This window comes from Streptomyces sp. MNU89, from assembly GCF_020982505.1.
Taxonomy (GTDB): domain Bacteria; phylum Actinomycetota; class Actinomycetes; order Streptomycetales; family Streptomycetaceae; genus Streptomyces; species Streptomyces xinghaiensis.
The window spans coordinates 6,032,868-6,058,140 of sequence record NZ_JAJKLL010000001.1 but is presented as its reverse complement, the minus strand read 5'-3'; the positions used below and the strand labels follow the sequence as shown (position 1 = coordinate 6,058,140).

Genomic DNA, 25,273 nt, shown 5'->3' with positions numbered 1-25,273 from the left:
ATCCCCGTCCCCGCCGCCCCCTTCCAGGGGCTCAGCCCGCGGGTGTGCGGGCGGCGGGGCCGGCGGGGAGCGGGCGCCGTCCCTCGTCCTCGATGTAGCGCTGCCGGCCGGCCCGCACACCGAGTCCGAGCTGTACCACCATCAGCCCCGACATCAGGGCCAGCGGCAGGCCCCATCCGCCGCTGTGCTGGTAGAGCACGCCGATGAGCAGCGGTCCGGGTACGGAGATGAGATAGCCGGTGCTCTGCGCGAAGGCCGAGAGCCGGATGACGCCGGCACTGGTGCGGGACCGCATTCCGATCAGTGTCAGGACCAGCGGGAACGCGCAGTTGGAGATGCCGAGAAACAGCGCCCAGGCCCAGGCTCCGGCGGCGGGCGCGAAGTACAGCCCCGCGTAGCCGAGGAGGCCGCTGAGGCCCAGGGCCGCGGCGAGCGCGCTCTGGTGGCGCATTCCGGCGGCGATCCTCGGCAGCAGGAACGAGAGCGGGACGCCGAGGCCCATCGTCACGGCGAGCAGCGCTCCCGCGGTGGACGCCGGGAGCCCGGCGTCGCGGAAGATCTGCGGCAGCCAGCCCATGGTGATGTAGGCGGCGGTGGACTGGAAACCGAAGAAGCAGCCCAGGGCCCAGGCCGTGGGGCTGCGGGTGATGCGGGGGGCGCGGGCCGTGCCGTCGGTGGGTCCGGGTGCGGGGCCGGGGTCCCGTGCCGGTCCGGGTGCCGGTTCCGGCGCCGAAGCGGGAACCGGGGCCGCCGCCGTCCGCTCGTGTTCCCGCTGACCGGGGAGCTTCCGGTCCGCCGCGGCCCCGGGCCCGTCCGTCCGTCCACGACGGCGGTCGGTACGGACCCGGGCCAGGGGCAGCCAGAGCAGCACGGCGGCGAGGGCGGGGAGAGCCCAGACCGCCAGTCCCGCCCGCCAGCTGCCGCCGAACGCCTCCGCGACCGGTACCGCGGAGGCCGCGGCCAGCGCGGTGCCCAGGGCCAGGGTCATCGAGTAGAGACCGGTCATCGTGCCGACCCGGTCGGGGAACCACCGTTTGACGGCGACCGGCATCAGCACATTGCTCAGCGCGATACCGGCCAGGGCCAGCGCGCTGCCCGCGAGAAACCCGGCCGTACCGCCGGCGAAGGGCCGCAGCAGCACGCCCGCCGCGATGGCCGCCATCCCGGCGAGGAGGACGGGAGCCGGGCCGCCCCGCTTCGCCAGCCTCGGTGCCATGACGCCGAAGACGGCGAAGCAGAGGGAGGGCAGGGAGGTGAGGAGGCCCGCGGTGGCGCCGCTGATCCCGAGCCCGTCCCGGACCTCTTCGAGGAGGGCACCGAGGCTGGTGATGGCGGGCCGGAGGTTCAGCGCGGCCAGGGCGATGCCGGCGATCAGCAGCCGGGTCCGCCAGACGGACGGAGGGGCGGACGGGGCCGGGGCCCCGGAGGAGGCCGGGGCCCCGGGAACCGGCGGACCGGACGGAGCCGCGGCCGCCGGACCGGAGCGGGTCGCCGGGTCGGCGGGGTCGGAGGGAACCGCCGGACCGGCCGCCGCGTCCGGGCCGGGAACCGGCCGGCCGGCGTCGCGGCCGGCCTGCGGGGTCAGGGGGCGTGCGGCGGCACGGCAGCGGGTTACGTCCTCGGGCATGTCAGCCATCATAGAATCATGGGATGATTGACTGTCCACCGCGGCGGCCCTCCCCGGATCCGAGACGGCCGGGGCGGCCGTGTCCCCGCCGGAGCCCCGGTGCCACCGGCCCCACCGGGCCCCACGGGGTCCGTCCGGTGCAGGCGAACGTGTCGCATCGAGCCCGCCACCCCGGCCGTACGGAGGCCGCCCGTCCGGTGCGACGGCTCAGCCCTCCGGGGCCGCCCGGCGAGCCGCGGCACCGGGCCCGCCTCCCGTACCCTGCACCCGTCCCGCACACCCCGAACCCACCGGCCTCCACCGGCTGTTGTGCCCTCCGCCCGCCGGGCGCGCCCGCCCGGCCCGCACTGTCTTCACCGTCCGCCCCGGACACCGTCCGCACCGAGGAGTCTCGCCCCATGCCGCTGACCTCGCTCCGGCGTTCCGCGCTCGCCGACCGGGTGATCGCCGAGCTGCGCCGCCAGATCACGTCCGGTGAGTGGCCCGTGGGCTCGCGGATTCCCACCGAGAGCGAGCTGGTCGAGCAGCTGGGCGTGGCCCGGAACACCGTCCGCGAGGCGGTACGCGCCCTGGCGCACAACGGCCTGCTGGACATCCGCCAGGGTTCGGGCACCTACGTCCTCGCCACCAGCGAGCTGGCCGGCGTGATGCATCGGCGGTTCGCGGACGCCGATCCGCACCACATCGCCGAACTGCGCGGCACGCTGGAGTCCTCGGCGGCCCGGATGGCCGCGCGGCGGCGCACCGAGCAGGATCTGCGGCAGCTCGACGCGGCGCTGGCGCGCCGCGAGGAGGCGTGGGAGTCACGCGACGCCGAGGCGTTCGTGGCCGCCGACGCCGCCCTGCACCTGGCCGTGGTCGCCACCTCGCACAACGACGTCCTGGCCGCGCTCTACGCCGACCTCGGCGCGGTCCTGCGGGACCACCTCCGCCGTGACGTGGGCCCGGAGCTGCTGCCGGAGAACTACGTGGACCACACGCGTCTGGTCGAGGCGATCCGCGCGGGCGACGGCGAGCTGGCGGGCGCCGAGGCGTCGGCCTACGCCCTCCGCTGCGTCCCGGAGCGGTAGCCGGAACCGGACGGCGGCACCGGGCGGCGGCACCGGTCCGTGCGGGGCGGCACAGGGGCCGGGCCGCCTCACCGCACCACGTCGTGGGTGACCCAGGCGCGCCCTATGGTCTTCCAGCAGCGGGCCGTGAGTTCCGCCGTCTGCGCGGGCCCTATCGCGACGGGCCGCGTGTCCGCGTCCAGGTCCCACCACTGCTCGCACTCGACGTGCAGCCGCACCCGGTCGACGACGGGATACGGGTTGTGGCAGTACACCGTGGCCTGCGAGCCCTCGATCTCCGTGCGGCACCCCGCCCGGTACTCGCGCCGCCGCTCCCTCCCTCCGCCGTGCGGCCGGACGGACGGAGAGCCGCCGCGGACAGCCGCTCCCGGCCGCCCGCGCCCGCCGCCCCCTTCCCGGCGGCGAGCGCCGCGGCGGCGGCCACCGGAGAGACCAGCAGCACCGCCGCGATCAGGACGGTCGCCAGGGGATGACGGCACGGAGCACACATTCCGGACCTCCTCGGCCGCGCGGGGCGGCCGGGCCGGACCGCGAGCGGACCGCCCTTGCCGCACCTCCATACGCCCCGCCGGGGGCGTGTGCTCCCAGCGTGCGCGCCCCCGGCGGTCCGCCGCCCGGCCTGCTGCTCCGAACGAATGACGCCGCCGTATCCCCGTGCCGGCCCGGACCCATGGCGGCCGGGCGTCCGCAACGCATGACGCCCCGCTCCCCGCTTGTGGCGGGGTCCGGGGCGTCGGCGCGTGTGGTGGGCGCCGGGTGCGGGGCGGCGAGCGCCGGGGACGGCGGCGCTCAGGCGCCCATCATGTGCACACCGCCGTCGACGTGCACGATCTCTCCCGTTGTCTTCGGGAAGAAGTCGGACAGCAGTCCGACGACTCCCCGGCCCGCGGGCTCCGGGTCGGCCAGGTCCCAGCCGATGGGCGCGCGGTGGTTCCAGACGTCCGCCAGTTCCTCGAAGCCGGGGATGGACTTGGCGGCCATCGACTTGATGGGCCCGGCCGAGATGAGGTTGCAGCGCACGTTCCTCGCGCCGAGGTCTCGGGCGAGGTAGCGGCTGGTCGACTCCAGGGCGGCTTTGGCGACGCCCATCCAGTCGTACTTCGGCCAGGCGATCTGCGCGTCGAAGGTGAGGCCGACGACGGAGCCGCCGCGCTCCATCAGCGGGAGGCAGGCCATGGTCAGCGACTTCAGGGAGTACGCGGAGACGTGCACGGCCGTGCCGACGTCCTCCCAGTCCGCCTCCAGGAAGTTGAACGCGCCCTGGGGGCCGAAGGCGATCGAGTGCACGACGCCGTCGAGGGCGGCGTCCTCGCCGAGGTGTCCGCGGATGCCGTCCGCGAGCCCGTCCAGATGCTCCTGGTTGGTCACGTCCAGCTCGATGACCGGAGCGGGCTTGGGCAGCCGCTTGGCGATCCGCTCGACGAGCGAGAGCCGGCCGAAGCCGGTCAGGATCACCTCGGCGCCCTCGTTCTGGGCGATCTTGGCGGTCTGGAAGGCGATCGAGGACTCGGTGAGGACACCCGTGACCAGGATGCGCTTGCCTGCGAGGATTCCACTCATGACGTTCAGTGACCCATGCCCAATCCGCCGTCGACGGGGATGACGGCTCCGGTGATGTATGCGGCCTCGTCCGAGGCGAGGAAGCGGACCGAGGCGGCGATCTCCTCGGGCCGGGCGTAACGCCCGAGCGGCACCTGCTTCACGATGCCCTGCCGCTGCTCGTCGCTGAGCACGCGGGTCATGTCGGTGTCGACGAACCCGGGCGCGACGACATTGCAGGTGATGTTGCGGGAGCCCAGTTCCCGGGCGATCGAGCGGGCGAAGCCGACCAGTCCGGCCTTGGAGGCGGCGTAGTTCGCCTGCCCCGCCGAGCCCATCAGGCCGACCACGGAGGAGATCAGCACGATCCGCCCCTTGCGGGCCCGGAGCATGCCGCGGTTGGCGCGCTTCACGACCCGGAAGGTGCCGGTGAGGTTGGTCTCCAGGACGGTGCTGAAGTCCTCCTCGGACATCCGCATCAGCAACTGGTCCCGGGTGACACCGGCGTTGGCGACAAGCACCTCGACCGGCCCGTGCCGGTCCTCGATCTCCTTGTACGCCTGCTCCACCTGTTCGGGGTCGGTGATGTCGCACTTCACCGCCAGGCAGCCCAGCTCGGCGAGTTCGGCCGGCGGCTCGCCCGACCGGTAGGTGTACGCGACGCTGTCCCCCGCGTCGGCGAAAGCACGGGCGATGGCGAGGCCGATGCCCCGGTTTCCTCCGGTGACAAGAACCGAGCGGCTCAACGGATCACCCTTTCGGTAGCGGACTGGGTCCCCCTGAAACTATCGGCCCCGGCCGCACGGCGGGGATCCCGCCCCCGACAGGGGCTTCCGCCGCTCTCTGTTGGATCCCTACAGAACCCCTGGTCCGCTCCGCCCGCTCCACGGCCCGCCGGCCACCACCGCCCGGGGCAACCACCGGGGCGTCCACACTGGACAGACGTCCGAGCGGCCCGGCCGGACCCCGGACCGCCCGCGCCCCCGGCGCCGTCCGGCCTGTGATCCGCGTCATACAAGCGGGGGCGCCCGACCCCTCTTGCCTGTTCTCCGCGGCGCACCATAAGTTACCGATTGGTAGTTTCCATGATCGAGGTCAGAGGTCCTGGACCCGGCGGCGGCGTCCGCCGATGACGTCGCCCCCGCCCCGCCCAGCCCGAGGAGTCCCCATGCCCACGCTCGACCGCCAGGACGACGTCTTCATCCTCGACATCGGGGACACCGAGAACCGCTTCCACCCCGACTGGATCGCCTCCGTCAACGCCGCGCTGGACGAGGTCGAGAAGGCGGACGGACCGCGCGCCCTGGTCACGGCCGCCACGGGCAAGTTCTTCTCCAACGGCCTCGATCTGGACTGGCTGTTCGCCAACCCCGAGCAGCACAGGGACTACGTCGTCTCCGTCCACGAACTCCTGGCGCGGATGCTGTCCCTGCCGGTGATCACCGTGGCCGCGCTCCAGGGGCACACCTTCGCCGCCGGCGCGATGCTCTCCCTGGCCCACGACTTCCGGGTGATGCGGGCCGACCGCGGCTTCTGGTGCCTGCCCGAGGCCGACATCAACATCCCGTTCACCCCGGGCATGTCCGCGCTGATCCAGGCCCGGCTGACCCCGCAGGCCGCGCACGAGTCCATGACCACCGCACGCCGCTACGGAGGCGGGGACGCCCTCGCCGCCGGCATCGTCGACCGCGCGGTGGACGAGGACGCGGTGCGCACGACCGCGCTGGAGACCGCCGGAGCCCTCACCTCGAAGGCCGGCCCGACCCTCGGCACCATCAAGTCCCGCATGTACGCGCCCGCCCTGACCGCCCTGCGGGACAAGGAGAACCCCCTCGGCTGATACTCCACCCCGCCCGGCGGCCGCGGGCCGCCGGGCGGGGCATGCCACCGGTGGAGGCGATCGCTCTCCTGGACACGACCCGTGTTCGGCAGGCGTCTCGCCCCGCGCCCGCCGCGGCGGCAGCAGACGTCCGGGTCGCACGGTTCACCGGCACTCACCGGCATTCACCGCAACGCCCAACGCGCCGCGCGGGCTTGGGCATCGCCGAGGCGGCGGCCGGTGACGGCGACGATTCGTGCCGCGGCCGAGTCGGTCGATAGGGTGCCACGTCACGACCGCACCCCGTTCGGTCCACGGGCCGGTCAGAGTTCTGCCGCAGCGGGTGTCACCTCCACGGCTGCCGTGCCGGTCTCTGCCTGCCCGGGCCCCGGGACACGGGGGCGATCCTCACGGCGGGGGCAGTCGGTCCCGGCCGACGGGTCAGGAGGAACGAGTGGCACAGATCATCGCCGAGGTCTCACGGACGTTCAACGAGTTCCTGCTCTTGCCCAACCGGACGCGGACCGACTGCTCGGCCGCGACGGTCGACCTGCGCACGCCCCTGGTGCGGCACATCGCGGGCGAGGCGCCGGCGATCGAGCTGCGGTCCCCGTTCACGTCCGCGATCATGCAGGCCGTCAGCACCCCCGATCTCGCGATCGCGCTCGCGCGCAACGGTGGTCTCAGCTTCCTGCACCACAACCAGCCGATAGGGGACCAGGCCGCGGCCGTCCGCCGGGTCAAGAACTTCAAGGCAGGGTTCGTCACCAGCGACACCAACGTCCGCCCCGACGACAGCCTGAGCCTCCTGGCCGAGGTCATGCGCCGCACCGGTCACAGCACCGCCGCGGTCACCCACGACGGGACCGCCACCGGCCGCCTGCTCGGCCTGGTGACCTCCCGGGACTTCCACCCCCGGCGCCATGATCTGGACGGGCCGGTCAGCGGCCGGATGACCGCCATCACCGACCTGCCCCATGCCGGGCCCGACATCACCCTGTCCGAGGCCAACGCGCGGCTGTGGGACGAACGGCTGGACTGCCTTCCCGTGCTGGACACCGAGGGCCACCTGCAGCATCTGGTGTTCCGTTCCGACTACACGGACAACAAGCGGTTCCCGGACCAGCTCGTGGACGCCGCCAAGCGTCTGCGGGTGGGCGCGGGTGTCAACACCCACGACTACCGGGAGCGGGTCCCGGCCCTGCTGGAAGCCGGCGTGGACGCGTTGTGCTTCGACTCCTCCGACGGCTACAGCGACTGGCAGGCGCAGGCCCTGTCCTGGGTGAAGAAGCACTATCCGGAAATCCCGGTCGGCGGCGGCAACGTGGTCGACGGCGAGGCGTTCACCTTTCTCGCCGAGGCGGGAGCGGACTTCGTCAAGGTCGGCGTGGGCGGCGGCTCCATCTGCATCACGCGGGACCAGAAGGGCATCGGCCGCGGCCAGGCCAGCGCTGTCCTGGACGTCGCCGCGGCCCGGGACGCCTTCCGCGAACGCACCGGCGCGTACGTGCCGATCTGCTCCGACGGCGGACTGGTGCACGACTACCACGTCGCCCTGGCCCTGGCGATGGGCGCCGACTTCGTCATGATGGGGCGTTACTTCGCACGCTTCGACCAGGCGGCCGGCGCGAAGCTGCCCACCCGTGACGGCTTCGTCAAGGAGTACTGGGGCGAGGGCTCCAACCGGGCCCGCAACTGGCAGCGCTACGGCCAGGGCGGCGGCCAGGGGCTGGTCTTCGAGGAAGGCGTGGACGGCTACGTTCCCTACGCGGGCGACCTCGACGAAGGGCTCGCCCTGACCGTCGCCAAGCTGAAGACCACGATGGTCTCCTGCGGCTCCACGACCGTGCCGGAGTTCCGGTCCACGGCCCGGCTGACGCTCGTCTCGGAGCAGAGCTTCCAGGAGAGCCACGCCAACGTCACCCTGCGGGACACCCCGGGGACGGTCTCCTGACCGGTCGCCGAGTGCCGTCATGAGGAACGGCGGCCGACTGCGGCAGAGCCGCTCAGCGGTTCCCTTCCGGCAGCAGCGCGCCGGTCACCTCGTCCATGACCGACTGCCAGTGCCGGCGGCGGTCCTCGCGTTCCGCCGCGCTCGTGAGGCGCTCCTGGTGGAAGCGGAGGAGCGACTTCTCTCCGCGGGGAGTGACGGTCATCTGCACCGTGCTCTCCCGGTCCGAGCCGGGCGGACGGTGGGTGAGGCGGATACGGGACCCCTCGTGGTAACCGCGGACCTCCCCGGTGGTGCCGTCGCCGGTGCGGTAGGCGGAGCCGCGCTCGGGGGTGATGTCGGCGTCGCGGCCCAGCCACAGGGCCAGCCCCTCGGGACCGGTGATGTAGCGCCATACGGTTCCGGGCGGCAGCGGCAGAGTCCTGGAGACGCCGATCTCGTATCCGGCGTCCTTCGTGAGTCCGGTGGGCCTGGGACGGGTCACGGGTTCTCCTCCTCGGTACGGTCGCGGCGGGCGCGCAGGGCGCGGACCTTGTGGCGGTTGCCGCAGCGCTCCATGGAGCACCAGCGCCGGCGGCCGGACCGGGAAAGGTCCACGAAGACGAGCGGGCAGTCGTCGGCGCCGCACTCGCGGATGCGGCCGGCGTCGGGACCGGTCAGCAGGTCCACCGCGTCGCGGGCGATGGACGAGAGGGCCTGGGCGCCGGTGACCGGCGGGGCCCAGGCACGCGTCCGGTCGGGGGCGATGCGCGGGACGAGGGCAGGGCGCGCCGCCGCCCGGTTCACTTCGGCCAGATCACCGGCGGGCAGCGGGGCGTCCTCGATGACGGCACGGGCCAGGCGCCACAGGGCGTCGCGGAGCCGGCGGCCCGCCGCCGCGTCCTCGGGGCCGGCCCGGATCTCGCCGGGGTCGAGGCCGAGGCGGGAGAGGGCCAGCCAGTCGGCCAGCTCTCGCGGGCCGTGCAGCGCCTCGTGGCGGGAGAGCGGGCCGGGTCCGCCGGTGGTGAGAAATTCCAGGCAGAGGGCACCCGGGTCGAAGCGGAAGCGGGCGCCGTCCCGCGCCTGGAGGACCAAACCGGTTGCCGTCTCACTCACGTAACCAGTATATGTGGTTACGGCGAGAGGTCGAACCGGAGAGAGCCGGAGCCCCGCCGGATGACCCGGGAGGACCCGCATGGCCGTGCACTGGAAACTCGTCGTCGACTGCGCCGACCCGCTGCGCCTCGCCCGCTTCTGGGCGGAGGCCCTCGGCTACGAGCAGGAGGACAACAGCGCGCTCATCGACCGGCTCATCGCTTCGGGCGCGGGCCTGGTCACCGATGACGACTGGACCGTGGTCGACGGGCGCAAGGCGTGGCGCACCCTGGCGGCCGTGCGCCACCCCGAGGATCCGGTGGACGAGAACACCGGCGCCGGGCTCGGCCGCCGCGTGCTCTTCCAGGCCGTCCCGGAGTCGAAAACGGTCAAGAACCGGCTCCACATCGACCTGCACTTCGCCCCCGGGGAGCGGGACGGAGAGGTGGCGCGGCTGGAGGGGCTGGGCGCCACCGTGCTGCGGACCGTGGAAGAGCCGTCCGGCAGCTGGGTCGTCATGGCCGACATCGAGGGCAACGAGTTCTGCGTCAACTAGCCCCGTCCCGGAACACGTTCGTCCTGTTGGTGAGCGCTTGAGCGAGCAGCCCGATCGGTAGGGTCGGCACCGGGCGCGCGACGCGTCAGGACCTTCCGCAGAACGGAGCAGGTGGAGTTGACCGTGGATGTCGCCGTGGTGGTCGGACTCGTCTATGAACCCGGTGGGCAGCGTCTGGACGTGTACCAGCCCGCGACCACGCCGGAGGCTGCGCCGGTCGTGCTCCTCTGGCACGGGACCGGCCCCGAGGAACGGGACGTTCTCACGCCGCTGGCCCGGGCCGCGGCCTCACTCGGTGTCGTCTGCTTCGTCCCCGACTGGCGGCCGGACGCCCACGACCGCGGGCGGAGTCACCTCCGCGCGTCGGCCGTGTTCGCCAGGGAGAACGCAGCCGATTTCGGTGGTGACACCGGAAGGGTCGCGCTCGCCGGCTGGTCCCTGGGAGGCAAGGCCGCGATGGCAGCGGCTCTGGACCCGCGCGCGCTCGACGGCTGGCGGCCCCAGGCCGTCGTCGGTGTCGCCGGTGGATACACCGGACCGGACCCGCTGACGGGCCGCGCCCCGCTCGACGAACTGACCAGGGCCGAAGCATCGCTGCCCGGCCTCCCCGTCCGGCTGGTCCACGGCTCTGCCGACCCGGTCGTGGACATCCGGCAGTCACGCCGGCTCCACGCGGCTCTCCAGCTCCGGGGCTGGCCGTCCTCGCTCGATGAGCCCGACACCGACCACGCCGGGGTGATCATGACCGAATACGACCCCGAGTCCCGCCGCTGCCGGCCCAGCCACGCCGACCACGCCGTACGAGCCGGAAACCGGACAGCGCACATCCTCGCCCACGCCGCCGGCATCTGACCTCTCGCACATCGGACGGGGCGCGGGCCGTCCCGAGCACGCACCGCTCCGCCGTCACGGCCGCGCACGCAGAGCGGTTTGGGGAGCGCTGCGGCTGACCAGAAGGATGGTCATGCTGACTCTCGGAACCGTCGTCATGGGTGTGTCCGATGTCGAGCGCGCGGTGCGCTTCTGGCAGGAGGCGCTGGGTTATGTACTGAGGGACCCCGTCGAGGACGGATGGGCCGTGCTGATCCCGGTCGGTCGCCCCGGCCCCGGCCTGGCGCTCACCGTCAGCGAGACGCCCGCGCGGCACCATCCGCGGACCCACCTCGATCTGTACGCCGCCGACGCCGCCGAGCAGGCCGCCGAGGTGGAGCGGCTGTTGTCGCTCGGCGCCGAGCGGGTGGACTGGGACCTCTACCCGGAGGACCCGGATTTCGTCGTGCTCACCGACCCGGAGGGCAACCCCTTCTGCGTCATCGACACCGCCCACGGCTGAGGGACGGCGTTGCGTCGCTTCCGAGACACCGTGCGCACGCCTTTCGCGCGCCATACCGCAGGCCACCCGGTCCGGGGCACACCCGGCCCCGGGTCACCGGGCACCGGCACGTCCGCCGGCCGACCGGTCGCGGACAGCCACGACGATCAGCACGGCGGTCCCCGCCAGAACGGGCAGCAGGGCGGCCGGGAGGAGCAGCACCGGCACGTCCGTCCGCGCCTCCGGGCGCCACATCACCGCGCAGGCCGCGGCGGTGGTGAGGCCGGTGCAGAAGCCGAGGAAGAGCGTGGCCTTGGCGACCCGGAGGGCGGAGGCGCGGCTGCCCGGCCGGTTCACCAGGCTCGCCCACGCGGATCCCGGCCCGGCCGCGGCGGCCTCCTCGCGGGTCCTGACCCGGAGGATGGCCGCCGCCGTGCCCGCCATCGTCACCATGACCCCCGCCTGGACGAAGACCGGGACGAAGGCCGCCGCGACGGATTTCTCCGCCCACGCGTCCACCCCGTCCGGCCCGAAGTGCTGCGGCAGCCTCTCGGGGAGCCCCGAATAGACGGCGATGCCCCAGATGGTCGTACCGAGGAGCACCACGAGGCCCGGGAGCAGCCACAACCACGGGAACCGCGGCCGGAGTTCGTCACTCATGCGGTGGACCTTCCCTGGTGACGGTCGCGGCGGCGGCTGCGGATCGGAGTTCCTACGAGCAGCGTGTCCGGGGAGGCGCTCCGGTATGCGGTGTGCGGCCTGCGGAATAGCCGTGCCGTGCGGGCTCGGTGGCACGGACCCGCTCAGGCCCGGGGCTTGTCCGAGCGGACTCGCAAAGTGCGGGTGGCACCCCGCCGCCGGTCACCGGGCGGTTCAACGCCCAGGCACCGGCACCCGGCAGCGGACCTGCTTGCCGACCGGGGTCGCCGTCACGTCCCAGCCGGGAGCGAGCAGGTCCACGATGGGAAGCCCACGGCCGGACTCGGCCTCCGGATCGTCCAGCCGCACGCCGGTACGGCGCGGGCGGGCGGCACGGTACGGGTCGTGCAGCCGGACCCATACAGCACTCGGTGCTCCCGCACCCATGCCCGGCGCAGCCTCCACTTCCACCTCCGCCACCAACGGCACGAAGTCACCGCAGGCTCGGACCGCGTTTCCGTACAGCTCGGACAGGACCAGTTGCACGGAGTCCGTGAGGTCCGCGTCCACCCCCGCCCCGCAGAGCGTCTTCTCGACGAGCCGGCGCGTTGCACTCAAGTGGCGCGGAGTGGCGGAGAGATGGAGCACGAAACCGGCGGGGGTGACGGCGGGATACCAGCCGAGGGCGGGAGACATGCGGACTCCTTACGTGTGAACGACTCACGGGGCCGCAATCTGCGCACCGAACGCGACTGAAGCCACACCGAGAGTGGCGCCACACCAAGATCAATCGCAACCTTTCTACCTGAATGGGTGATAAGGCAGAAGTAGAGCCGATAGAGCGGGACTTCGCTGCCAGACTTCCCGCATGCCCAATACTCCGATGGTTCCCACAGTGAGGCGGCGCCGCCTCGGCTCGACACTTCGCAGGTTCCGCAACGAAGCCGGTCTCAGCCTGGACCAGGCCGCGCAGGCGATGGGCTGGAACGGCCCGAAACTGTCGAAGATCGAGAACGCTGTTCAGGGGCTCCGTCCGGGAGAGCTGACCGCGTTGCTCAAGGAGTACGGGGTGACAGACCCGGACGCCTGCGCCGTCTTGGAGACCCTGCGTGCCGACGCCTCGAAGAAGGGCTGGTGGCAGGCGTATTCGGGGATCGTCCAACCCGCGTACGCCGATTACATCTCACTCGAGTCGGATGCCGAACGAGTGCGCGCGTGGACACCACTGCTGGTCCCCGGGCTGCTCCAGACCCCCGCTTACGCACGCGAGACCATCGCCGGCATCACCACCACGCGAACACCCGAGGAGATCGCAGCCTTGGCGGAGGTTCGCATGGCACGCCAGTCCGTGCTGACCCGCCCCGGACACCCGCTGGAGTTGTGGGCGATCATCCACGAAGCCGCGCTGCACCAGCGCTTCGCTTCCCGCCCCGCCACCATGCGCGAACAGTTGCGGAAACTGCTGGACGCCTCGGAGCTTCCGAACGTCGTCGTCCAGATCATGCCGCTGGAGTCAACAGCACACCCCGGTCTCGAAGGCGGCTTCAGCCTCACGAAATTCAGCATTCCTCTGCCGGACGTCGTGCTCTTGGAGAACGCCAACAGCGCCACGTACGTTGAGGGCGAAGCCGCGACCCCCTTCGAGAGGGCGTACGAGCGCATCCGGGCAACGGCGCTCTCTGTGGAGGACTCGCTCGTCCGCATCGCCGAGCTGGAAGAAGGCCTCCGGAAGTGACCGATCGGAAGACCGAGCTGTACGACTTGGACCTGTCCGGCATCGCTTGGCGTAAGTCCTCCGCCAGCGGAGCCGAGAACGACTGCGTGGAGATCGCGGAACTGCCCGGTGGTGGGCGGGCCCTACGAGACTCCAAGAACCCGGAACTGGAACCCCTGCGCTTCACCCCGACGGAATGGACCGCGTTCCGGGCGGGCGTCATAGCCGGGGAACTCTGAGCTCCCACGCTCACGAGTCGGCCGGGCGCCGGTCCCGCCGTGCCCGGCCGCTCACGCTCACCCGCTTCACTTCTCCGTGCCACCCTGCCCGAACACAGGGAGCAGGCCCAACCGGTCTTCCCCGCCCCTCCGCCTGAACGTGCTCTCCCTCAATCGGCCGGCCTCACGAGCCCCGGGTCCGATTCCCCCACGTTCACGGCACGCCGGGGCAGGCAGCCAGCGGTAATGGACAAGCCGCAGACATCCCCACCGTGATTCACTGCTGCCGGACGGTGACCCACGGCAGTGCGACATGACACGAAGGCGACATGACACGAAGGGAAGACCCCGTGCCCCATGAGGTCGATGAGTCGTTCCTGGCGCTGCCCCTGCGCGCGCTCGCCGACGCCGCGCTGGCGCGGGCCCGCGCGCTGGGCGCCACGCACGCGGACTTCCGGCTGGAGCGGGTGCGCAGCGCCGCGTGGCGGCTGCGGGACGCCCGGCCGGCCGGGTCGTCCGACACCACGGACCTGGGCTACGCGGTCCGGGTGGTGCACGGCGGGGCCTGGGGCTTCGCCTCCGGCGTGGACCTGACGATGGACGCGGCGGCCCGGGTCGCGGGCCGGGCCGTGGAGATGGCCAAGCTGTCGGCCTCGGTGATCGAGGCCGCCGGTTCGGACGAGCGGGTCGAGCTGGCCGCCGAGCCGGTGTACGCCGACCGGACCTGGGTGTCGTCCTACGAGACCGATCCCTTCACCGTGCCGGACGCGGAGAAGACGGGGCTGCTCGCCGAGTGGAGTTCGCGGCTGCTGGCCGCCCCCTCCGTCTCCCACGCGGACGCCTCGCTCCTCACCGTCCACGAGAACAAGTTCTACGCGGACACCGCCGGCACGACGACCACCCAGCAGCGCGTCCGGCTGCACCCGGAGCTGACCGCCGTGGCCGTGGACCCGGAGAGCGGCGAGTTCGAGTCGATGCGGACCATCGCGCCGCCCGCCGGGCGCGGCTGGGAGTACCTGACCGGCGCGGGCGGCTGGGACTGGGACGCCGAGCTGGCCGAGATCCCGGAGCTGCTGGCCGAGAAGATGCGCGCCCCGGGCGTCGAGCCCGGGCGGTACGACCTCGTCGTACATCCCTCCAATCTCTGGCTGACCATCCACGAGTCGATCGGACATGCCACCGAGCTGGACCGCGCCCTGGGCTACGAGGCCGCGTACGCCGGCACCTCCTTCGCCACCTTCGACCGGCTGGGCAGTCTCCGCTACGGCTCGGAGCTGATGAACGTCACCGGTGACCGCACCGCCGAGCACGGTCTGGCGACCGTCGGCTACGACGACGAGGGCGTGGCGGCCCAGTCCTGGAACCTGGTGAAGGACGGCACCCTCGTCGGCTACCAGCTCGACCGGCGGATCGCGAAGCTCACCGGCTTCGAACGCTCCAACGGCTGCGCCTACGCGGACTCCCCCGCCCATGTGCCGGTCCAGCGGATGGCCAATGTGTCGCTCCGGCCCGCGCCGGACGGCCCGTCGACCGAGGAGCTGATCTCCGGGGTGGAGCGGGGCATCTACGTCGTCGGCGACCGCTCCTGGTCCATCGACATGCAGCGCTACAACTTCCAGTTCACGGGGCAGCGGTTCTTCCGGATCGAGAACGGGCGGCTCGCGGGCCAGCTCCGCGATGTCGCGTACCAGGCGACGACCACCGACTTCTGGGGTTCGATGAAGGCCGTCGGCGGCCCGGAGACGTATCTGCTCTGCGGCGCGTTCAACTGTGGCAAGGCCCAGCCGGGGCAGGTCGCGGCCGTCTCGCACGGCTGTCCCTCGGCCCTCTTCGAAGACGTCACCATTCTCAACACATCGCAGGAGGCCGGCCGATGAGCACGGTGAACCCGGCGAGCAGCAGGCCGCACGAGATCGTCGAACGGGCGCTGGAGCTGTCCCGCGCCGACGGCTGCGTCGTCATCGCCGACGAGCACTCCGGCGCCAATCTGCGCTGGGCGGGCAACGCCCTGACGACCAACGGCGTCACCCGTGGCCGCACCCTCACCGTCATCGCCACGGTCGGCGGCGCGGAGGGCACCGCCTCGGGGGTGGTCTCGCGCTCCGCCGTCACCGCGGACGACCTGGAGCCGCTGGTACGGGCCGCGGAGGCCGCGGCGCGGGAGGCCGGGCCGGCCGAGGACGCCCAGCCGCTGGTCGAGGGGGTACCGGAGTCGCCGGACTTCACGGAGCCCCCGGCCGAGACCTCCTCCGGGGTGTTCGCGGCCTTCGCCCCGGCGCTCGGGGAGTCCTTCGCGCGGGCCCGCGCCGGCGGCCGCGAGCTGTACGGCTTCGCCGCCCACAACCTCACCTCCAGCTACCTGGGCACCTCCACCGGCCTCCGTCTCCGCCACGACCAGCCCACCGGCACCCTCGAACTCAACGCCAAGTCGCCGGACCGCACCCGCTCCGCCTGGGCGGGCCGTCCCACCCGCGACTTCCGCGACGCCGATCCGCTCGCCCTGGACGCGGAGCTGGCGCGCCGGCTGGCCTGGGCCGAGCGCCGCGTCGAGCGGCCCGCCGGCCGCTACGAGACGCTGCTGCCGCCCACCGCCGTGGCCGATCTGCTGATCTACCAGCAGTGGTCCTCCACCGCCCGGGACGCGGCCGAGGGCCGGACCGTCTTCTCCAGAGCCGGGGGCGGCACCCGCGTCGGCGAGAGGCTGTCCGAGTTGCCGCTCACCCTGCGCAGCGATCCGCGCGAACCCGGCCTGGAGTCCGCACCGTTCGTCCTGGCGCACTCCTCGGGCGACGACGCCTCCGTCTTCGACAACGGCCTGCCCCTCGAACCCACCGAGTGGCTGCGGGGCGGCGAGCTGAACCGGCTGATCACCACCCGGCACACCGCGGGACTGACCGGTCTGCCACTCGCCCCGGGCATGGACAACCTCGTCCTTGACGCGGGCGGCAGCCGCTCCCTGGACGAGATGGTGGCGGCCTCCGGACACGACGGGCCCTGTCTGCTGCTGACCTGCCTCTGGTACATCCGCGAGGTGGACCCGGCGACGCTGCTGCTCACCGGGCTGACCCGGGACGGCGTCTATCTCGTCGAGAAGGGCGAGGTCACCGCCGAGGTGAACAACTTCCGCTTCAACGAGTCGCCGGTCTCGCTGCTGGGCCGGGCCACCGAGGCGGGCGTCACCGAGCGCACCCTCCCCCGGGAGTGGGGCGACTGGTTCACCCGGGCCGCGATGCCGGCCCTGCGCGTCCCGGACTTCCATATGAGCTCGGTCAGCCAGGGGGTGTGAGCGGGCCCTCTAGACTGACCCCCGACCTCTCCCCTTCGATCCGCGGGAACGACACGATGACACGCCTCGGCGACTCCGTCACGCGCACCGGCGAACTGCTGGCGCAGGACCTCTCCTCCGACCAGGCCGTGGAGCGGCTGCTCACGGAGACGAAGGCCAGGCGCTATCTCGACCTGTCCGACCTGCCGGCGAAGGAGCAGGCGGAGCTGATCAGCGCCCGCTGCGTCGAGGTGCTGCCGGGGGTGGAGCAGCTCGCCGCGCGGATCGAGGAGCGCCGCGCGGAGGGCCGGGGCCTCCACATCAAGCTGGGCATCGACCCGACGGCGGCCGATGTGCATCTGGGGCACGCAGTGCCGGTGATCGTCCTCAGCCGTTTCCAGCGGATGGGGCACGACGTCACCCTGCTCATCGGGGACTTCACCGCCAAGATCGGCGACCCCTCGGGCCGTACGGCGGAGCGCCCGCCGCTGACGGACGAGGAGATCGCCGCCAACCTCGCCGGGTACCGGCAGCAGGTTCGGCCGTTCTTCGACTTCGAGAAGGTCAGCTTCCGGCAGAACAGCGAGTGGCTGTCCCCGTACACCTTCCCCGAGCTGCTGGAGCTGCTGTCCCAGGTACCGGCCTCGCAGCTGCTCCAGCGCGAGGACTTCCGCAGCCGGCTGGCCGCCGGCTCCGGGCTGACCATGTCGGAGCTGCTCTACCCGATCGCGCAGGCCCTGGACTCCGTGGCGCTGGACTGCGATGTGGAGGTGGGCGGCTCGGACCAGCTGCTGAATCTGCAGATGGGCCGGAAGCTGATGGAGCTGCGCGGGCAGCGGCCGCAGCTCGTGCTGACGATGCCGCTGATCGAGGGCACGGACGGCACGGGCGCCAAGATGTCCAAGTCCAAGGGCAACTACGTCGGGCTGACCGCCGCGGCCGACGATGTCTTCGGCAAGATCATGTCGGTGCCGGACCGGCTGATGGAGCCGTACCTCAAGGCGTGGACCGAGTGGACGGACGAGGAGATCGAGCTCGCCCTCGGCCGGGTCGCGGACCGCGTGCTGCATCCGATGGACCTCAAGAAGGTGCTGGCCGGCGAGGTGGTCGCGGCGCTCCACGGGGTGGAGGCGGCGATGGCCGCGCGCGCCGGCTTCACCGCGCAGTTCTCGCGGCGGAGCTTCTCGGACGTCGGGGAGCTGCCGGGGGTCGACGTGGCCGAGCACGGCACCGAGACCGTGGCGGTGGTCCTGACGAAGGTGCTGGAGTTCACCCCCAGCGTCTCGGCGGCGCGGCGGATCGCCAAGCAGAACGGGCTGCGGCTGGTGGTGGAGACCGAGAACGGCCAGCGGGCCGTCGTCCTGTCCGAGGCCGCGGCCGCCCGCCCGCTGGGTGAGGTGCTGGCCGAGTCACTGGCCGAGGCCGGGGCCATCGGCGCCGCGGAGATCTACCTCAAGGCGGGTCGGAAGCTCGCCCGGGTGACGGACGCCTGAGCCGGGTCTCGAAGACCGGTGAACTCCCCGGGCCGGGCACGTGACACGCGTGCCGGGCGGGGTCCTGGTCCGGTGCCGGCGGCCCTTCGGCGGCCCGGTGCGCTCTCCGTGCACCGGGCCGCCCACGCCTCAGGCCCTTTCGCGGTGACGTTTCCCCCCGCGGATCTTGGCCCAGAGCGGGGCCACCAGGGCGACGACCACGATGGCTCCGGCCAGCTGGAAGGCGTGCCTCCACCAGTCGATGCCGCTGGTCGTCTCCACGCCCACGGCCCGGGCCAGGGCATTGCCGCCCACCGCGCCGAGCATGCCGCAGATGACGGTCAGCCAGAGCGGGATGTTCTGCCTCCCGGGGATGAGCCCCCGGGCGAGCACGCCCAGGACCAGGCCCAGGACAATCGCCCACAACCAGCCCATGGTCACTCCTCCTCGTACGACGGTGTGAACCCATCCCCGCCAGTCTCCGCCCGGTTTCCCTACGCCGCATGTCGGAGGGGGGACTACGCGGTCCGGCGCACTGCCTCCCGGTGGGAAGGGCCGGGACCCCCGGGGCGGTCCCGGGCGGCCGGGCGTACCGTGGACGGAACGCCGGTCTCGGGGTGCCCGGCACGGACTCAGGTGGTGGAACGCGATGCGGAAGAAGAAGGAGACGCAGGTCTTCCGGATCACCGGGGCCCGGCAGGGGCTGGCCGACGATGTGCGGGGGCGGCAGCGGCGCTATGTGATCTCGATGTCGGTGCGCACGGTCTCGGTGGTGCTCGCCGCGGTCCTCTGGGATGTGGAACGGCATGTCGCGGTGGTCGCGCTCGTCCTGGGTGTGCTGCTGCCGTACATCGCCGTGGTGATCGCCAACGGGGGGCGGGAGAACGCCGTCGCCCTGCCGTCCGCGTATCTGACGGAACCGGCCCGGCCGGTGCTGGAGGGCAGGCCGGTGGACGGCCGCCCGGAACCCGGGCCGGAATCCGGCGCGGAGGCGGCCGGTGCCCGGGAGGACGGGGAACCGGGCGGGGGGAACGGAGCGGAAGGGCCCCGCGACGGCCGGTGAAACGGTCCTCCAAGCTCAAGAAATGCTCAGATCAATCATGCGGTTCCAGTGCACCGGCGTGTGTCCTCCGTGCCATACTGCGTACGCGCTCCGCATCCCCCGTCGGGGCGACGGACCGACGCCGGGCGGCTCCCCGTGGCTGCCCGGCGTCGCCATGTCCGGAACCGGCGGCTCCGCTTCCGGTTTCCCCGGCGTCCTCTCCGCGAGTGCCCTCTCCTTCCGCCCTGCCCGCCCGCGGCCGCCCCGCCCGCCTCGCCCCAGGTCCCCGGCAATAGGCTGGGCCCGTGAACGCTCCCCAGGACCCCCCGTTCCTTCCGCGCGCCGAATCGTCCGGCGACGGCCCTCCCCCGTGCTCCGCCAAGGGCTGCCGGGCCCCGGCCGTCTGGGTGCTGGCCTGGAACAACCCCAAGCTGCACACCCCGGAGCGGCGCAAGACCTGGCTGGCCTGCGAGGAGCACCGCGAGCATCTGTCGTCGTTCCTCGGGGCCCGCGGTTTCCTCAAGGACGTGGTGCCGTTCGCCGACTGGGAGAGCTCCCGGGCGGACGGGCGGACGGAAGGGACCGGAAACGGCGGGGGAAGCGGCCCCTCAGCCGCCGATCGCTGACATCGGGCGCTGCGGCTGGAGGAAGGACGGATCGTCCAGGCCGGAACCGGCCTTCTTGCCCCACATCGCCGTGCGCCACAGCCGGGCGATCTCCTCGTCCGGTGCCCCGGAGCGGAGTGCGCCGCGCAGATCCGACTCCTCACGGGCGAAGAGGCAGGTGCGCACCTGGCCGTCGGCGGTGAGCCGGGTGCGGTCGCAGGCCCGGCAGAAGGGGCGGGTCACGGAGGCGATGACGCCCACACGGGCGGGGCCGCCGTCCACCAGCCAGCGCTCGGCGGGCGCGGAGCCGCGCTCGTCCTCGCCCTCCGCGGTGAGCTGGAAACGGGTGCGGAGGCTCGCCAGGATCTCGCCGGCGGTGATCATGCCGTCCCGGGTCCAGCCGTGCTGGGCGTCGAGCGGCATCTGCTCGATGAAGCGCAGTTCATAGCCGTGTTCGACGGCCCAGGCGAGCAGGTCGGGCGCCTCGTCGTCGTTGAGACCCGGCATCAGGACGGTGTTGACCTTGACGGGGTCGAGGCCGGCGGCGCGGGCGGCCTCCAGGCCCCGGAGGACGTCCCGGTGACGGTCGCGACGGGTCATGGTGCGGAAGACCTCGGACCGCAGGGTGTCGAGGGAGACGTTGACCCGGTCGAGGCCGGCGTCGCGCAGGGCACCGGCGGTGCGTTCCAGCCCGATGCCGTTGGTCGTGAGGGACATCCTGGGGCGGGGCTCCAGGGCGGCGCAGCGCTCGACGATCCCGGCCAGCCCGGGACGGAGCAGCGGCTCGCCGCCGGTGAAGCGGACCTCCTCGACCCCGAGCGCGGTGACGGCGATGCCGATCAGCCGGACGATCTCGTCGTCCGTGAGCAGGTCCGGCTTGGCCAGCCACTGGAGGCCCTCTTCGGGCATGCAGTAGGTGCAGCGGAGATTGCAGCGGTCGGTGAGGGACACGCGCAGGTCGGTGGCGACCCGTCCGAAGGTGTCGATGAGCATGAAAGCGGCCCCTCCCACGGATTCCTGCGGACGCGGAGTCCGGGGCCGAGGCTCCGGGCTCCGTTCCGTGCAGGGTACGCGACTCCGGTGACATTCGAGTTGTCCACCGGGTCCGCGCACCCCGCTCCGTGGCGGGGCCGCTCTCACCCTTGCGGGTGCGGTGCTGCGATCAGTTGATCAGTGGGCGTGCGTACCGGTGAGGGAACGCACCTCCAGCTCCGCGTACTTGTCGATGTTCGGCTGCTCCTTGGAGACCAGGGTGCCGATCCAGCCGAGCAGGAAGCCCAGCGGGATGGAGATCAGACCCGGGTTCGACAGCGGGAACCACTGGAAGTCGACACCGGAGAACATCGAGCTCTCCTTGCCCGACACGACCGGCGAGAAGAGCACCAGCAGCACCGAGGACGCCAGACCACCGTAGATCGACCACAGCGCGCCCTGGGTGGTGAAGCGCTTCCAGAAGAGGCTGTAGAGGATGGTGGGGAGGTTGGCCGAGGCGGCGACCGCGAAGGCGAGCGCGACCAGGAAGGCCACGTTCAGGTCACGGGCGAACACACCGAGGAAGATGGCCGCGCCGCCGATGCCGACGGTGGACCAGCGGGCCGCCCGGACCTCCTCCTTCTCGGAGGCGTTGCCCTTGCGGATGACGTTGACGTACAGGTCGTGCGCGAAGGACGACGAGGACGCCAGGGTCAGGCCGGCGACCACCGCGAGGATGGTGGCGAAGGCGACCGCGGAGATGACCGCGAGCAGGATGGCGCCGCCCGCGGAGCCCGCGCCGCCACCGATCTCCTGCGCGAGGAGGGGTGCCGCCGTGTTGCCCGCCGCGTTCGACTCTATGATCGTTTCCTGCTTGAGCAGCGCCGCGGCACCGAAGCCCAGGGCGATGGTCATCAGGTAGAAGCCGCCGATGATGCCGATGGCCCAGTTCACGGACTTCCGCGCGACCCGGGCGGTCGGCACCGTGTAGAAGCGGATCAGGATGTGCGGGAGACCGGCGGTGCCGAGCACGAGGGCCAGACCGAGCGAGATGAAGTCGATCTTCGTCATCGAGTCGACGCCGTACTTGAGGCCGGGCTCCAGGAAGGCCGCGCCCTTGCCGCTGTTCTCCGCCGCGGCACCGAGCAGCGAGGAGATGTTCCAGTTGAACTTGAACATGACCAGCGCCGTGATCAGGAGAGTACCCGCGATCAGCAGGACCGCCTTGATCATCTGGACCCAGGTGGTGCCCTTCATGCCGCCGATGGCGACATAGAGGATCATCACGATGCCGACCAGGATCACGATCGAGATCTTGCCGGCCTCGGAGCTGATGCCGAGGAGGAGCGCCACCAGGGCGCCCGCGCCGGCCATCTGGGCGAGCAGGTAGAAGATCGAGACCACGATGGTGGAGACACCGGCCGCGGTGCGGACCGGGCGCTGCCGCATTCGGAAGGCGAGCACGTCACCCATGGTGAACCGGCCGGAGTTGCGGAGCGGCTCGGCGACGAGCAGCAGCGCGATCAGCCAGGCGACGAGGAAGCCGATGGAGTAAAGGAAGCCGTCGTACCCGAAGAGGGCGATGGCGCCCGCGATACCCAGGAAGGAGGCCGCTGACATGTAGTCGCCGGAGATCGCCAGACCGTTCTGGAAACCGGTGAAGGAGCGGCCGCCGGCGTAGAAGTCGGTGGCGTCCTTCGTCTGCCGGCCGGCCCAGATGGTGATGCCGAGGGTGGCGAGAACGAAGGCCACGAAGAGGCTGATGATCAGAACGCGGTGCTCACTGGCGTCACCGGCTGCCAGCACCGTGGCCGTGTCGAGGGAGAGAGTGCTCATGCCTGACCCTCCAGACGAGCCTTGATCGCGTCAGCCTTCGGGTCGAGCTTCGCCTCGGCGTGGCGGGAGTACCACCAGGCGATGAGGAAGGTGCTCACGAACTGCGCCACGCCCAGGACGAAGGCGACGTTGATGTTCCCGAGGAGCTTGGTGCCCATGAAACCGCCCGCGTAGCTGGACAGCAGCACGTACAGGAAGTACCAGGTGATGAAGGCAATGGTCAGCGGGAACGTGAAGGAGCGGTGTGCGTGGCGCAGTTCAGCGAATTCGGCACTCTCCTGCGCCTCGCGGTACGCCACGGCGCCGAGCGCCGTTCTCTGCGTGTAGTCGTTCCCCTGGGGCGGGGGCGATGCGGTGTCCACGGGCTCTCCAGTGGGTGTAGCTGAGACGGAACGTTGGCACTGAGTGACAGATCACTTCGGCGCCGGACTCGGCATGTTAGGCGCGTTCTCAGCCATTCGAACAGAGGGTTGCCATTTCAATTTCGCATGATCTGCCGACGAGCGCTCTCACCAGCGATGTATCACCTCATCGTTACAGCACGAACACGCTGATCAGAGCCCTTTGCCCCTCTTGCGGCCGACGGCTGGACGGCGGCGTGCGGGCGCCCGGCCCGTCAGTTCCGGTCATTCTTGTGGCACGCGGGGTCACCAGGGCGAACGCGCCCGGCGGCTCCCGCGGTTGCCCGGCGGCACAGAACCGAACACCGAGGGTTACCGAGCGTATACCCGGGTGAGGGGCGTCGGGCGGCGCGCGGTCCGGTCCGGGCCTTCGCCGGAAGGTCCGGACCGGAGGGGCAGCCTTCTTGGCCCAGGCGGTCCAATCCGCAGCGAAAGCCCGACTTTCCGTCAGATTCAATTGATCAGATCGGTTGTTCGACGCTAGCTTCCGCTGTCATGCACCCGTCCACGCGCAACCCGCGTGCGGACGGACTCACGGATGATGTGGAGAACCCATGGTTCATCTCCGCTCCAGACGCTCGCGCGCTCTCGCCCTGCCCCTCGGGCTCGCGCTGGCGGCGTCTGTCGGATTCCTGCCCGGTGCCGCTTCCGCCTCGCCGCACGAGACGCCGGCGAAGACGGCGGCCGCGGAGGGCCCGCTGCTCTCGTACGTGGTGAACACCGCCCCCGGACGGCGTGCGGTCGCCCGGGTGGAGCGGGCCGTCACCCGGGCCGGCGGCACGGTCGTCACCAGCCACGACCGGATCGGCGTGATCGTCGCCCATGCGTCCGACCCGGAGTTCGGCGCCGCTCTGCGCGCCGTCGAGGGCGTCCACTCGGCCGGTGCCACCCGCACCGCGCCGCTGAGGTCCGCCGCCACCACCGAGGTCGGCAGGCCCGAGAAGGTCCGCGAGCCCGCCGCCGCGCTGCGCGGCGCGGCGGCCGCCGAGGGCCGGGAGCCGCTGGAGTCCCTGCAGTGGGACATTCCCGCCGTCAAGGCGGACCGCGCGGCCGAGGTCAACCCGGGCAGCCGCAAGGTGACGGTCGCGGTGATCGACACCGGCGTGGACGACACCCACCCGGATCTGGCGCCCAACTTCTCCCGCCGCCAGTCGGCGAACTGCGTCGGCGGTGTCCCGGACACCAGCCCCGGTGCCTGGCGTCCGTACACCTCCGGGGACTACCACGGCACGCACGTCGCCGGTTCGATCGCGGCGGCCCGCAACGGCGTCGGCGTCGCCGGCGTGGCGCCGAACGTGCGGCTCTCCTCGATCAAGGTGAGCGAGCCCGACACCAGCCTGTTCTTCGCCGAGGCGGTGGTCTGCGCGTTCGTCTTCGCCGCCGACCGCGGTGTCGAGGTCACCAACAACAGCTATTACGTGGACCCGTGGCTCTTCGCCTGCGCGGACCAGCCGGACCAGAAGGCCATCCGCGAGGCGGTCGGCCGTGCGGCGGCGTACGCCCAGCGCAAGGGCGCGGTGAACGTGGCCTCGGCGGGCAATTCGAACATGGACCTCGCCGCGGACTCCCTCACCGACGACTCCAGCCCGAACGACACCACCCCGGTCGAGCGGGAGATCGACCCGGGCGAGTGCTGGGACATCCCCGCCCAGCTGCCGGGGGTCGTCACCGTCGCCGCGACGGGCGTGCGCTCCCTCAAGTCGTACTACTCGAACTACGGCCTCGGCCAGATCGACGTCGCGGCCCCGGGCGGCGACAAGTACCAGGTGCCCGAACTGCCCGCGAAGGACGGCCGGATCCTCTCCACCATGCCGGACGGCGACTACGCGTATCTGCAGGGGACGTCGATGGCCGGCCCGCACGTCGCCGGGGTCGCCGCGCTCGCGATGAGCGCGCGTCCGGACGCGAGCCCGCAGGAGGTGCAGTGGCTGCTCAAGGCCGGTGCCGACAACCCGGGTTGCCCGTCGGAGCCGTACGATCCGGACGGTGACGGCAAGATCAACGCCGAGTGCGAGGGCACCCGGCACATCAACAGTTTCTACGGCTTCGGCATCGTCGACGCCCTGGACGCGGTAAAGAAGTGATGCGGCGCACCGGTTGCCCTGACGGCACCCGACGCACCCGACGCACCGTCAGTACCGCCGGCATCCGCCGTCCCGAC

26 protein-coding genes are annotated in these 25,273 nt (G+C 72.0%); 14 read left to right on the top strand and 12 right to left on the bottom strand.

What is annotated here, in order from left to right:
• Positions 1–31 precede the first annotated feature (31 nt).
• Positions 32–1,627: an MFS transporter gene (locus E4N63_RS25880; protein ID WP_230241814.1), complete on the bottom strand. Its 1,596-nt coding sequence runs from the start codon at positions 1,625–1,627 to the stop codon at positions 32–34.
• A 398-nt stretch (positions 1,628–2,025) separates the two neighbouring features.
• On the opposite strand from E4N63_RS25880, the gene E4N63_RS25875 reads away from it, so the two are divergent.
• The gene (locus tag E4N63_RS25875; RefSeq protein ID WP_019709656.1) at positions 2,026–2,697 is read left to right on the top strand and encodes a FadR/GntR family transcriptional regulator; all 672 of its coding nucleotides are present in this window, start codon (positions 2,026–2,028) and stop codon (positions 2,695–2,697) included.
• 68 nt (positions 2,698–2,765) lie between these two features.
• Here E4N63_RS25875 and E4N63_RS25870 read toward each other — a convergent pair whose 3' ends face one another.
• The 3 genes from E4N63_RS25870 to fabG all read right to left on the bottom strand — a co-directional run bounded on the left by E4N63_RS25870 (position 2,766) and on the right by fabG (position 4,982).
• Entirely contained in the window at positions 2,766–2,951 is a 186-nt protein-coding gene (locus E4N63_RS25870) for a hypothetical protein (protein ID WP_230241813.1), read from the bottom strand.
• Positions 2,952–3,486: 535 nt separating this feature from the next.
• Complete coding sequence (gene fabI / locus E4N63_RS25865) at positions 3,487–4,257, bottom strand: enoyl-ACP reductase FabI (RefSeq protein ID WP_125624851.1); 771 nt, start codon at positions 4,255–4,257, stop codon at positions 3,487–3,489.
• Between the two features lie 5 nt (positions 4,258–4,262).
• The gene (fabG, locus tag E4N63_RS25860; protein WP_043469999.1) at positions 4,263–4,982 is read right to left on the bottom strand and encodes a 3-oxoacyl-[acyl-carrier-protein] reductase; all 720 of its coding nucleotides are present in this window, start codon (positions 4,980–4,982) and stop codon (positions 4,263–4,265) included.
• A 422-nt stretch (positions 4,983–5,404) separates the two neighbouring features.
• Here fabG and E4N63_RS25855 point away from each other — a divergent pair, with 422 nt between their 5' ends.
• Positions 5,405–6,076, top strand: coding sequence for an enoyl-CoA hydratase-related protein (locus E4N63_RS25855; RefSeq protein ID WP_125624849.1), 672 nt, complete (start codon positions 5,405–5,407; stop codon positions 6,074–6,076).
• A 433-nt stretch (positions 6,077–6,509) separates the two neighbouring features.
• Positions 6,510–8,009, top strand: coding sequence for an IMP dehydrogenase (locus tag E4N63_RS25850; protein WP_230241812.1), 1,500 nt, complete (start codon positions 6,510–6,512; stop codon positions 8,007–8,009).
• A 52-nt stretch (positions 8,010–8,061) separates the two neighbouring features.
• On the opposite strand, the gene E4N63_RS25845 is transcribed toward E4N63_RS25850, so the two are convergent.
• Both E4N63_RS25845 and E4N63_RS25840 read right to left on the bottom strand, forming a co-directional pair.
• Positions 8,062–8,490 (bottom strand): SRPBCC domain-containing protein, encoded by a 429-nt coding sequence (locus tag E4N63_RS25845; protein WP_230241811.1) that lies wholly within the window; start codon positions 8,488–8,490, stop codon positions 8,062–8,064.
• The gene (locus tag E4N63_RS25840; protein ID WP_230241809.1) at positions 8,487–9,101 is read right to left on the bottom strand and encodes an ABATE domain-containing protein; all 615 of its coding nucleotides are present in this window, start codon (positions 9,099–9,101) and stop codon (positions 8,487–8,489) included. Before E4N63_RS25840 ends, E4N63_RS25845 begins: the two co-directional genes overlap by 4 nt.
• A gap of 79 nt (positions 9,102–9,180) precedes the next feature.
• Here E4N63_RS25840 and E4N63_RS25835 point away from each other — a divergent pair, with 79 nt between their 5' ends.
• The 3 genes from E4N63_RS25835 to E4N63_RS25825 all read left to right on the top strand — a co-directional run bounded on the left by E4N63_RS25835 (position 9,181) and on the right by E4N63_RS25825 (position 10,969).
• The gene (locus E4N63_RS25835; protein WP_125624841.1) at positions 9,181–9,636 is read left to right on the top strand and encodes a VOC family protein; all 456 of its coding nucleotides are present in this window, start codon (positions 9,181–9,183) and stop codon (positions 9,634–9,636) included.
• Between the two features lie 111 nt (positions 9,637–9,747).
• Positions 9,748–10,488, top strand: a complete 741-nt coding sequence (locus E4N63_RS25830; RefSeq protein ID WP_228429727.1) for an alpha/beta hydrolase — start codon at positions 9,748–9,750, stop codon at positions 10,486–10,488.
• Positions 10,489–10,600: 112 nt separating this feature from the next.
• Entirely contained in the window at positions 10,601–10,969 is a 369-nt protein-coding gene (locus tag E4N63_RS25825) for a VOC family protein (protein ID WP_230241808.1), read from the top strand.
• A gap of 93 nt (positions 10,970–11,062) precedes the next feature.
• Here the strand turns inward: E4N63_RS25825 and E4N63_RS25820 are convergent, their stop codons facing one another.
• Entirely contained in the window at positions 11,063–11,608 is a 546-nt protein-coding gene (locus E4N63_RS25820) for a DUF1648 domain-containing protein (RefSeq protein ID WP_230241807.1), read from the bottom strand.
• 213 nt (positions 11,609–11,821) lie between these two features.
• Entirely contained in the window at positions 11,822–12,283 is a 462-nt protein-coding gene (locus E4N63_RS25815; protein WP_230241805.1) for an ATP-binding protein, read from the bottom strand.
• Between the two features lie 172 nt (positions 12,284–12,455).
• Here E4N63_RS25815 and E4N63_RS25810 point away from each other — a divergent pair, with 172 nt between their 5' ends.
• The 5 genes from E4N63_RS25810 to tyrS all read left to right on the top strand — a co-directional run bounded on the left by E4N63_RS25810 (position 12,456) and on the right by tyrS (position 18,277).
• A complete protein-coding gene (locus E4N63_RS25810) occupies positions 12,456–13,322 on the top strand; it encodes a helix-turn-helix transcriptional regulator (protein ID WP_125624837.1) in 867 nt (288 codons plus the stop codon).
• The gene (locus tag E4N63_RS25805) at positions 13,319–13,540 is read left to right on the top strand and encodes a DUF397 domain-containing protein (protein WP_125624836.1); all 222 of its coding nucleotides are present in this window, start codon (positions 13,319–13,321) and stop codon (positions 13,538–13,540) included. The genes E4N63_RS25810 and E4N63_RS25805 overlap by 4 nt, the downstream gene beginning before the upstream one ends.
• A gap of 329 nt (positions 13,541–13,869) precedes the next feature.
• On the top strand, positions 13,870–15,396 hold the full coding sequence (locus E4N63_RS25800; protein ID WP_230242661.1) for a TldD/PmbA family protein: 1,527 nt from the start codon (positions 13,870–13,872) through the stop codon (positions 15,394–15,396).
• The gene (locus E4N63_RS25795; protein WP_230241804.1) at positions 15,393–16,805 is read left to right on the top strand and encodes a metallopeptidase TldD-related protein; all 1,413 of its coding nucleotides are present in this window, start codon (positions 15,393–15,395) and stop codon (positions 16,803–16,805) included. The genes E4N63_RS25800 and E4N63_RS25795 overlap by 4 nt, the downstream gene beginning before the upstream one ends.
• Before the next feature lie 56 nt (positions 16,806–16,861).
• The gene (gene tyrS, locus E4N63_RS25790; RefSeq protein ID WP_125624834.1) at positions 16,862–18,277 is read left to right on the top strand and encodes a tyrosine--tRNA ligase; all 1,416 of its coding nucleotides are present in this window, start codon (positions 16,862–16,864) and stop codon (positions 18,275–18,277) included.
• 129 nt (positions 18,278–18,406) lie between these two features.
• Here tyrS and E4N63_RS25785 read toward each other — a convergent pair whose 3' ends face one another.
• A complete protein-coding gene (locus tag E4N63_RS25785) occupies positions 18,407–18,691 on the bottom strand; it encodes a GlsB/YeaQ/YmgE family stress response membrane protein (protein WP_125624833.1) in 285 nt (94 codons plus the stop codon).
• Between the two features lie 214 nt (positions 18,692–18,905).
• Between E4N63_RS25785 and E4N63_RS25780 the strand changes: the two genes are divergently transcribed.
• Together E4N63_RS25780 and E4N63_RS25775 are read left to right on the top strand one after the other, a co-directional pair.
• Positions 18,906–19,319 carry a DUF3099 domain-containing protein gene (locus E4N63_RS25780; protein ID WP_125624832.1) on the top strand — a complete coding sequence of 138 codons (414 nt, stop codon included), beginning with the start codon at positions 18,906–18,908 and terminating at the stop codon, positions 19,317–19,319.
• Between the two features lie 284 nt (positions 19,320–19,603).
• Complete coding sequence (locus E4N63_RS25775) at positions 19,604–19,924, top strand: hypothetical protein (RefSeq protein WP_374112834.1); 321 nt, start codon at positions 19,604–19,606, stop codon at positions 19,922–19,924.
• On the opposite strand, the gene moaA is transcribed toward E4N63_RS25775, so the two are convergent.
• From moaA to E4N63_RS25760, 3 genes are all read right to left on the bottom strand, one after another.
• The gene (gene moaA / locus E4N63_RS25770) at positions 19,907–20,896 is read right to left on the bottom strand and encodes a GTP 3',8-cyclase MoaA (protein ID WP_125626246.1); all 990 of its coding nucleotides are present in this window, start codon (positions 20,894–20,896) and stop codon (positions 19,907–19,909) included. The two genes, E4N63_RS25775 and moaA, sit on opposite strands and share 18 nt — an antisense overlap.
• A gap of 177 nt (positions 20,897–21,073) precedes the next feature.
• Positions 21,074–22,711, bottom strand: coding sequence for a cation acetate symporter (locus E4N63_RS25765; RefSeq protein WP_125626245.1), 1,638 nt, complete (start codon positions 22,709–22,711; stop codon positions 21,074–21,076).
• On the bottom strand, positions 22,708–23,073 hold the full coding sequence (locus E4N63_RS25760; protein ID WP_125626244.1) for a DUF485 domain-containing protein: 366 nt from the start codon (positions 23,071–23,073) through the stop codon (positions 22,708–22,710). The genes E4N63_RS25765 and E4N63_RS25760 overlap by 4 nt, the downstream gene beginning before the upstream one ends.
• Before the next feature lie 593 nt (positions 23,074–23,666).
• Here E4N63_RS25760 and E4N63_RS25755 point away from each other — a divergent pair.
• Positions 23,667–25,196: a S8 family serine peptidase gene (locus tag E4N63_RS25755; RefSeq protein WP_125626243.1), complete on the top strand. Its 1,530-nt coding sequence runs from the start codon at positions 23,667–23,669 to the stop codon at positions 25,194–25,196.
• Positions 25,197–25,273 lie beyond the last annotated feature (77 nt).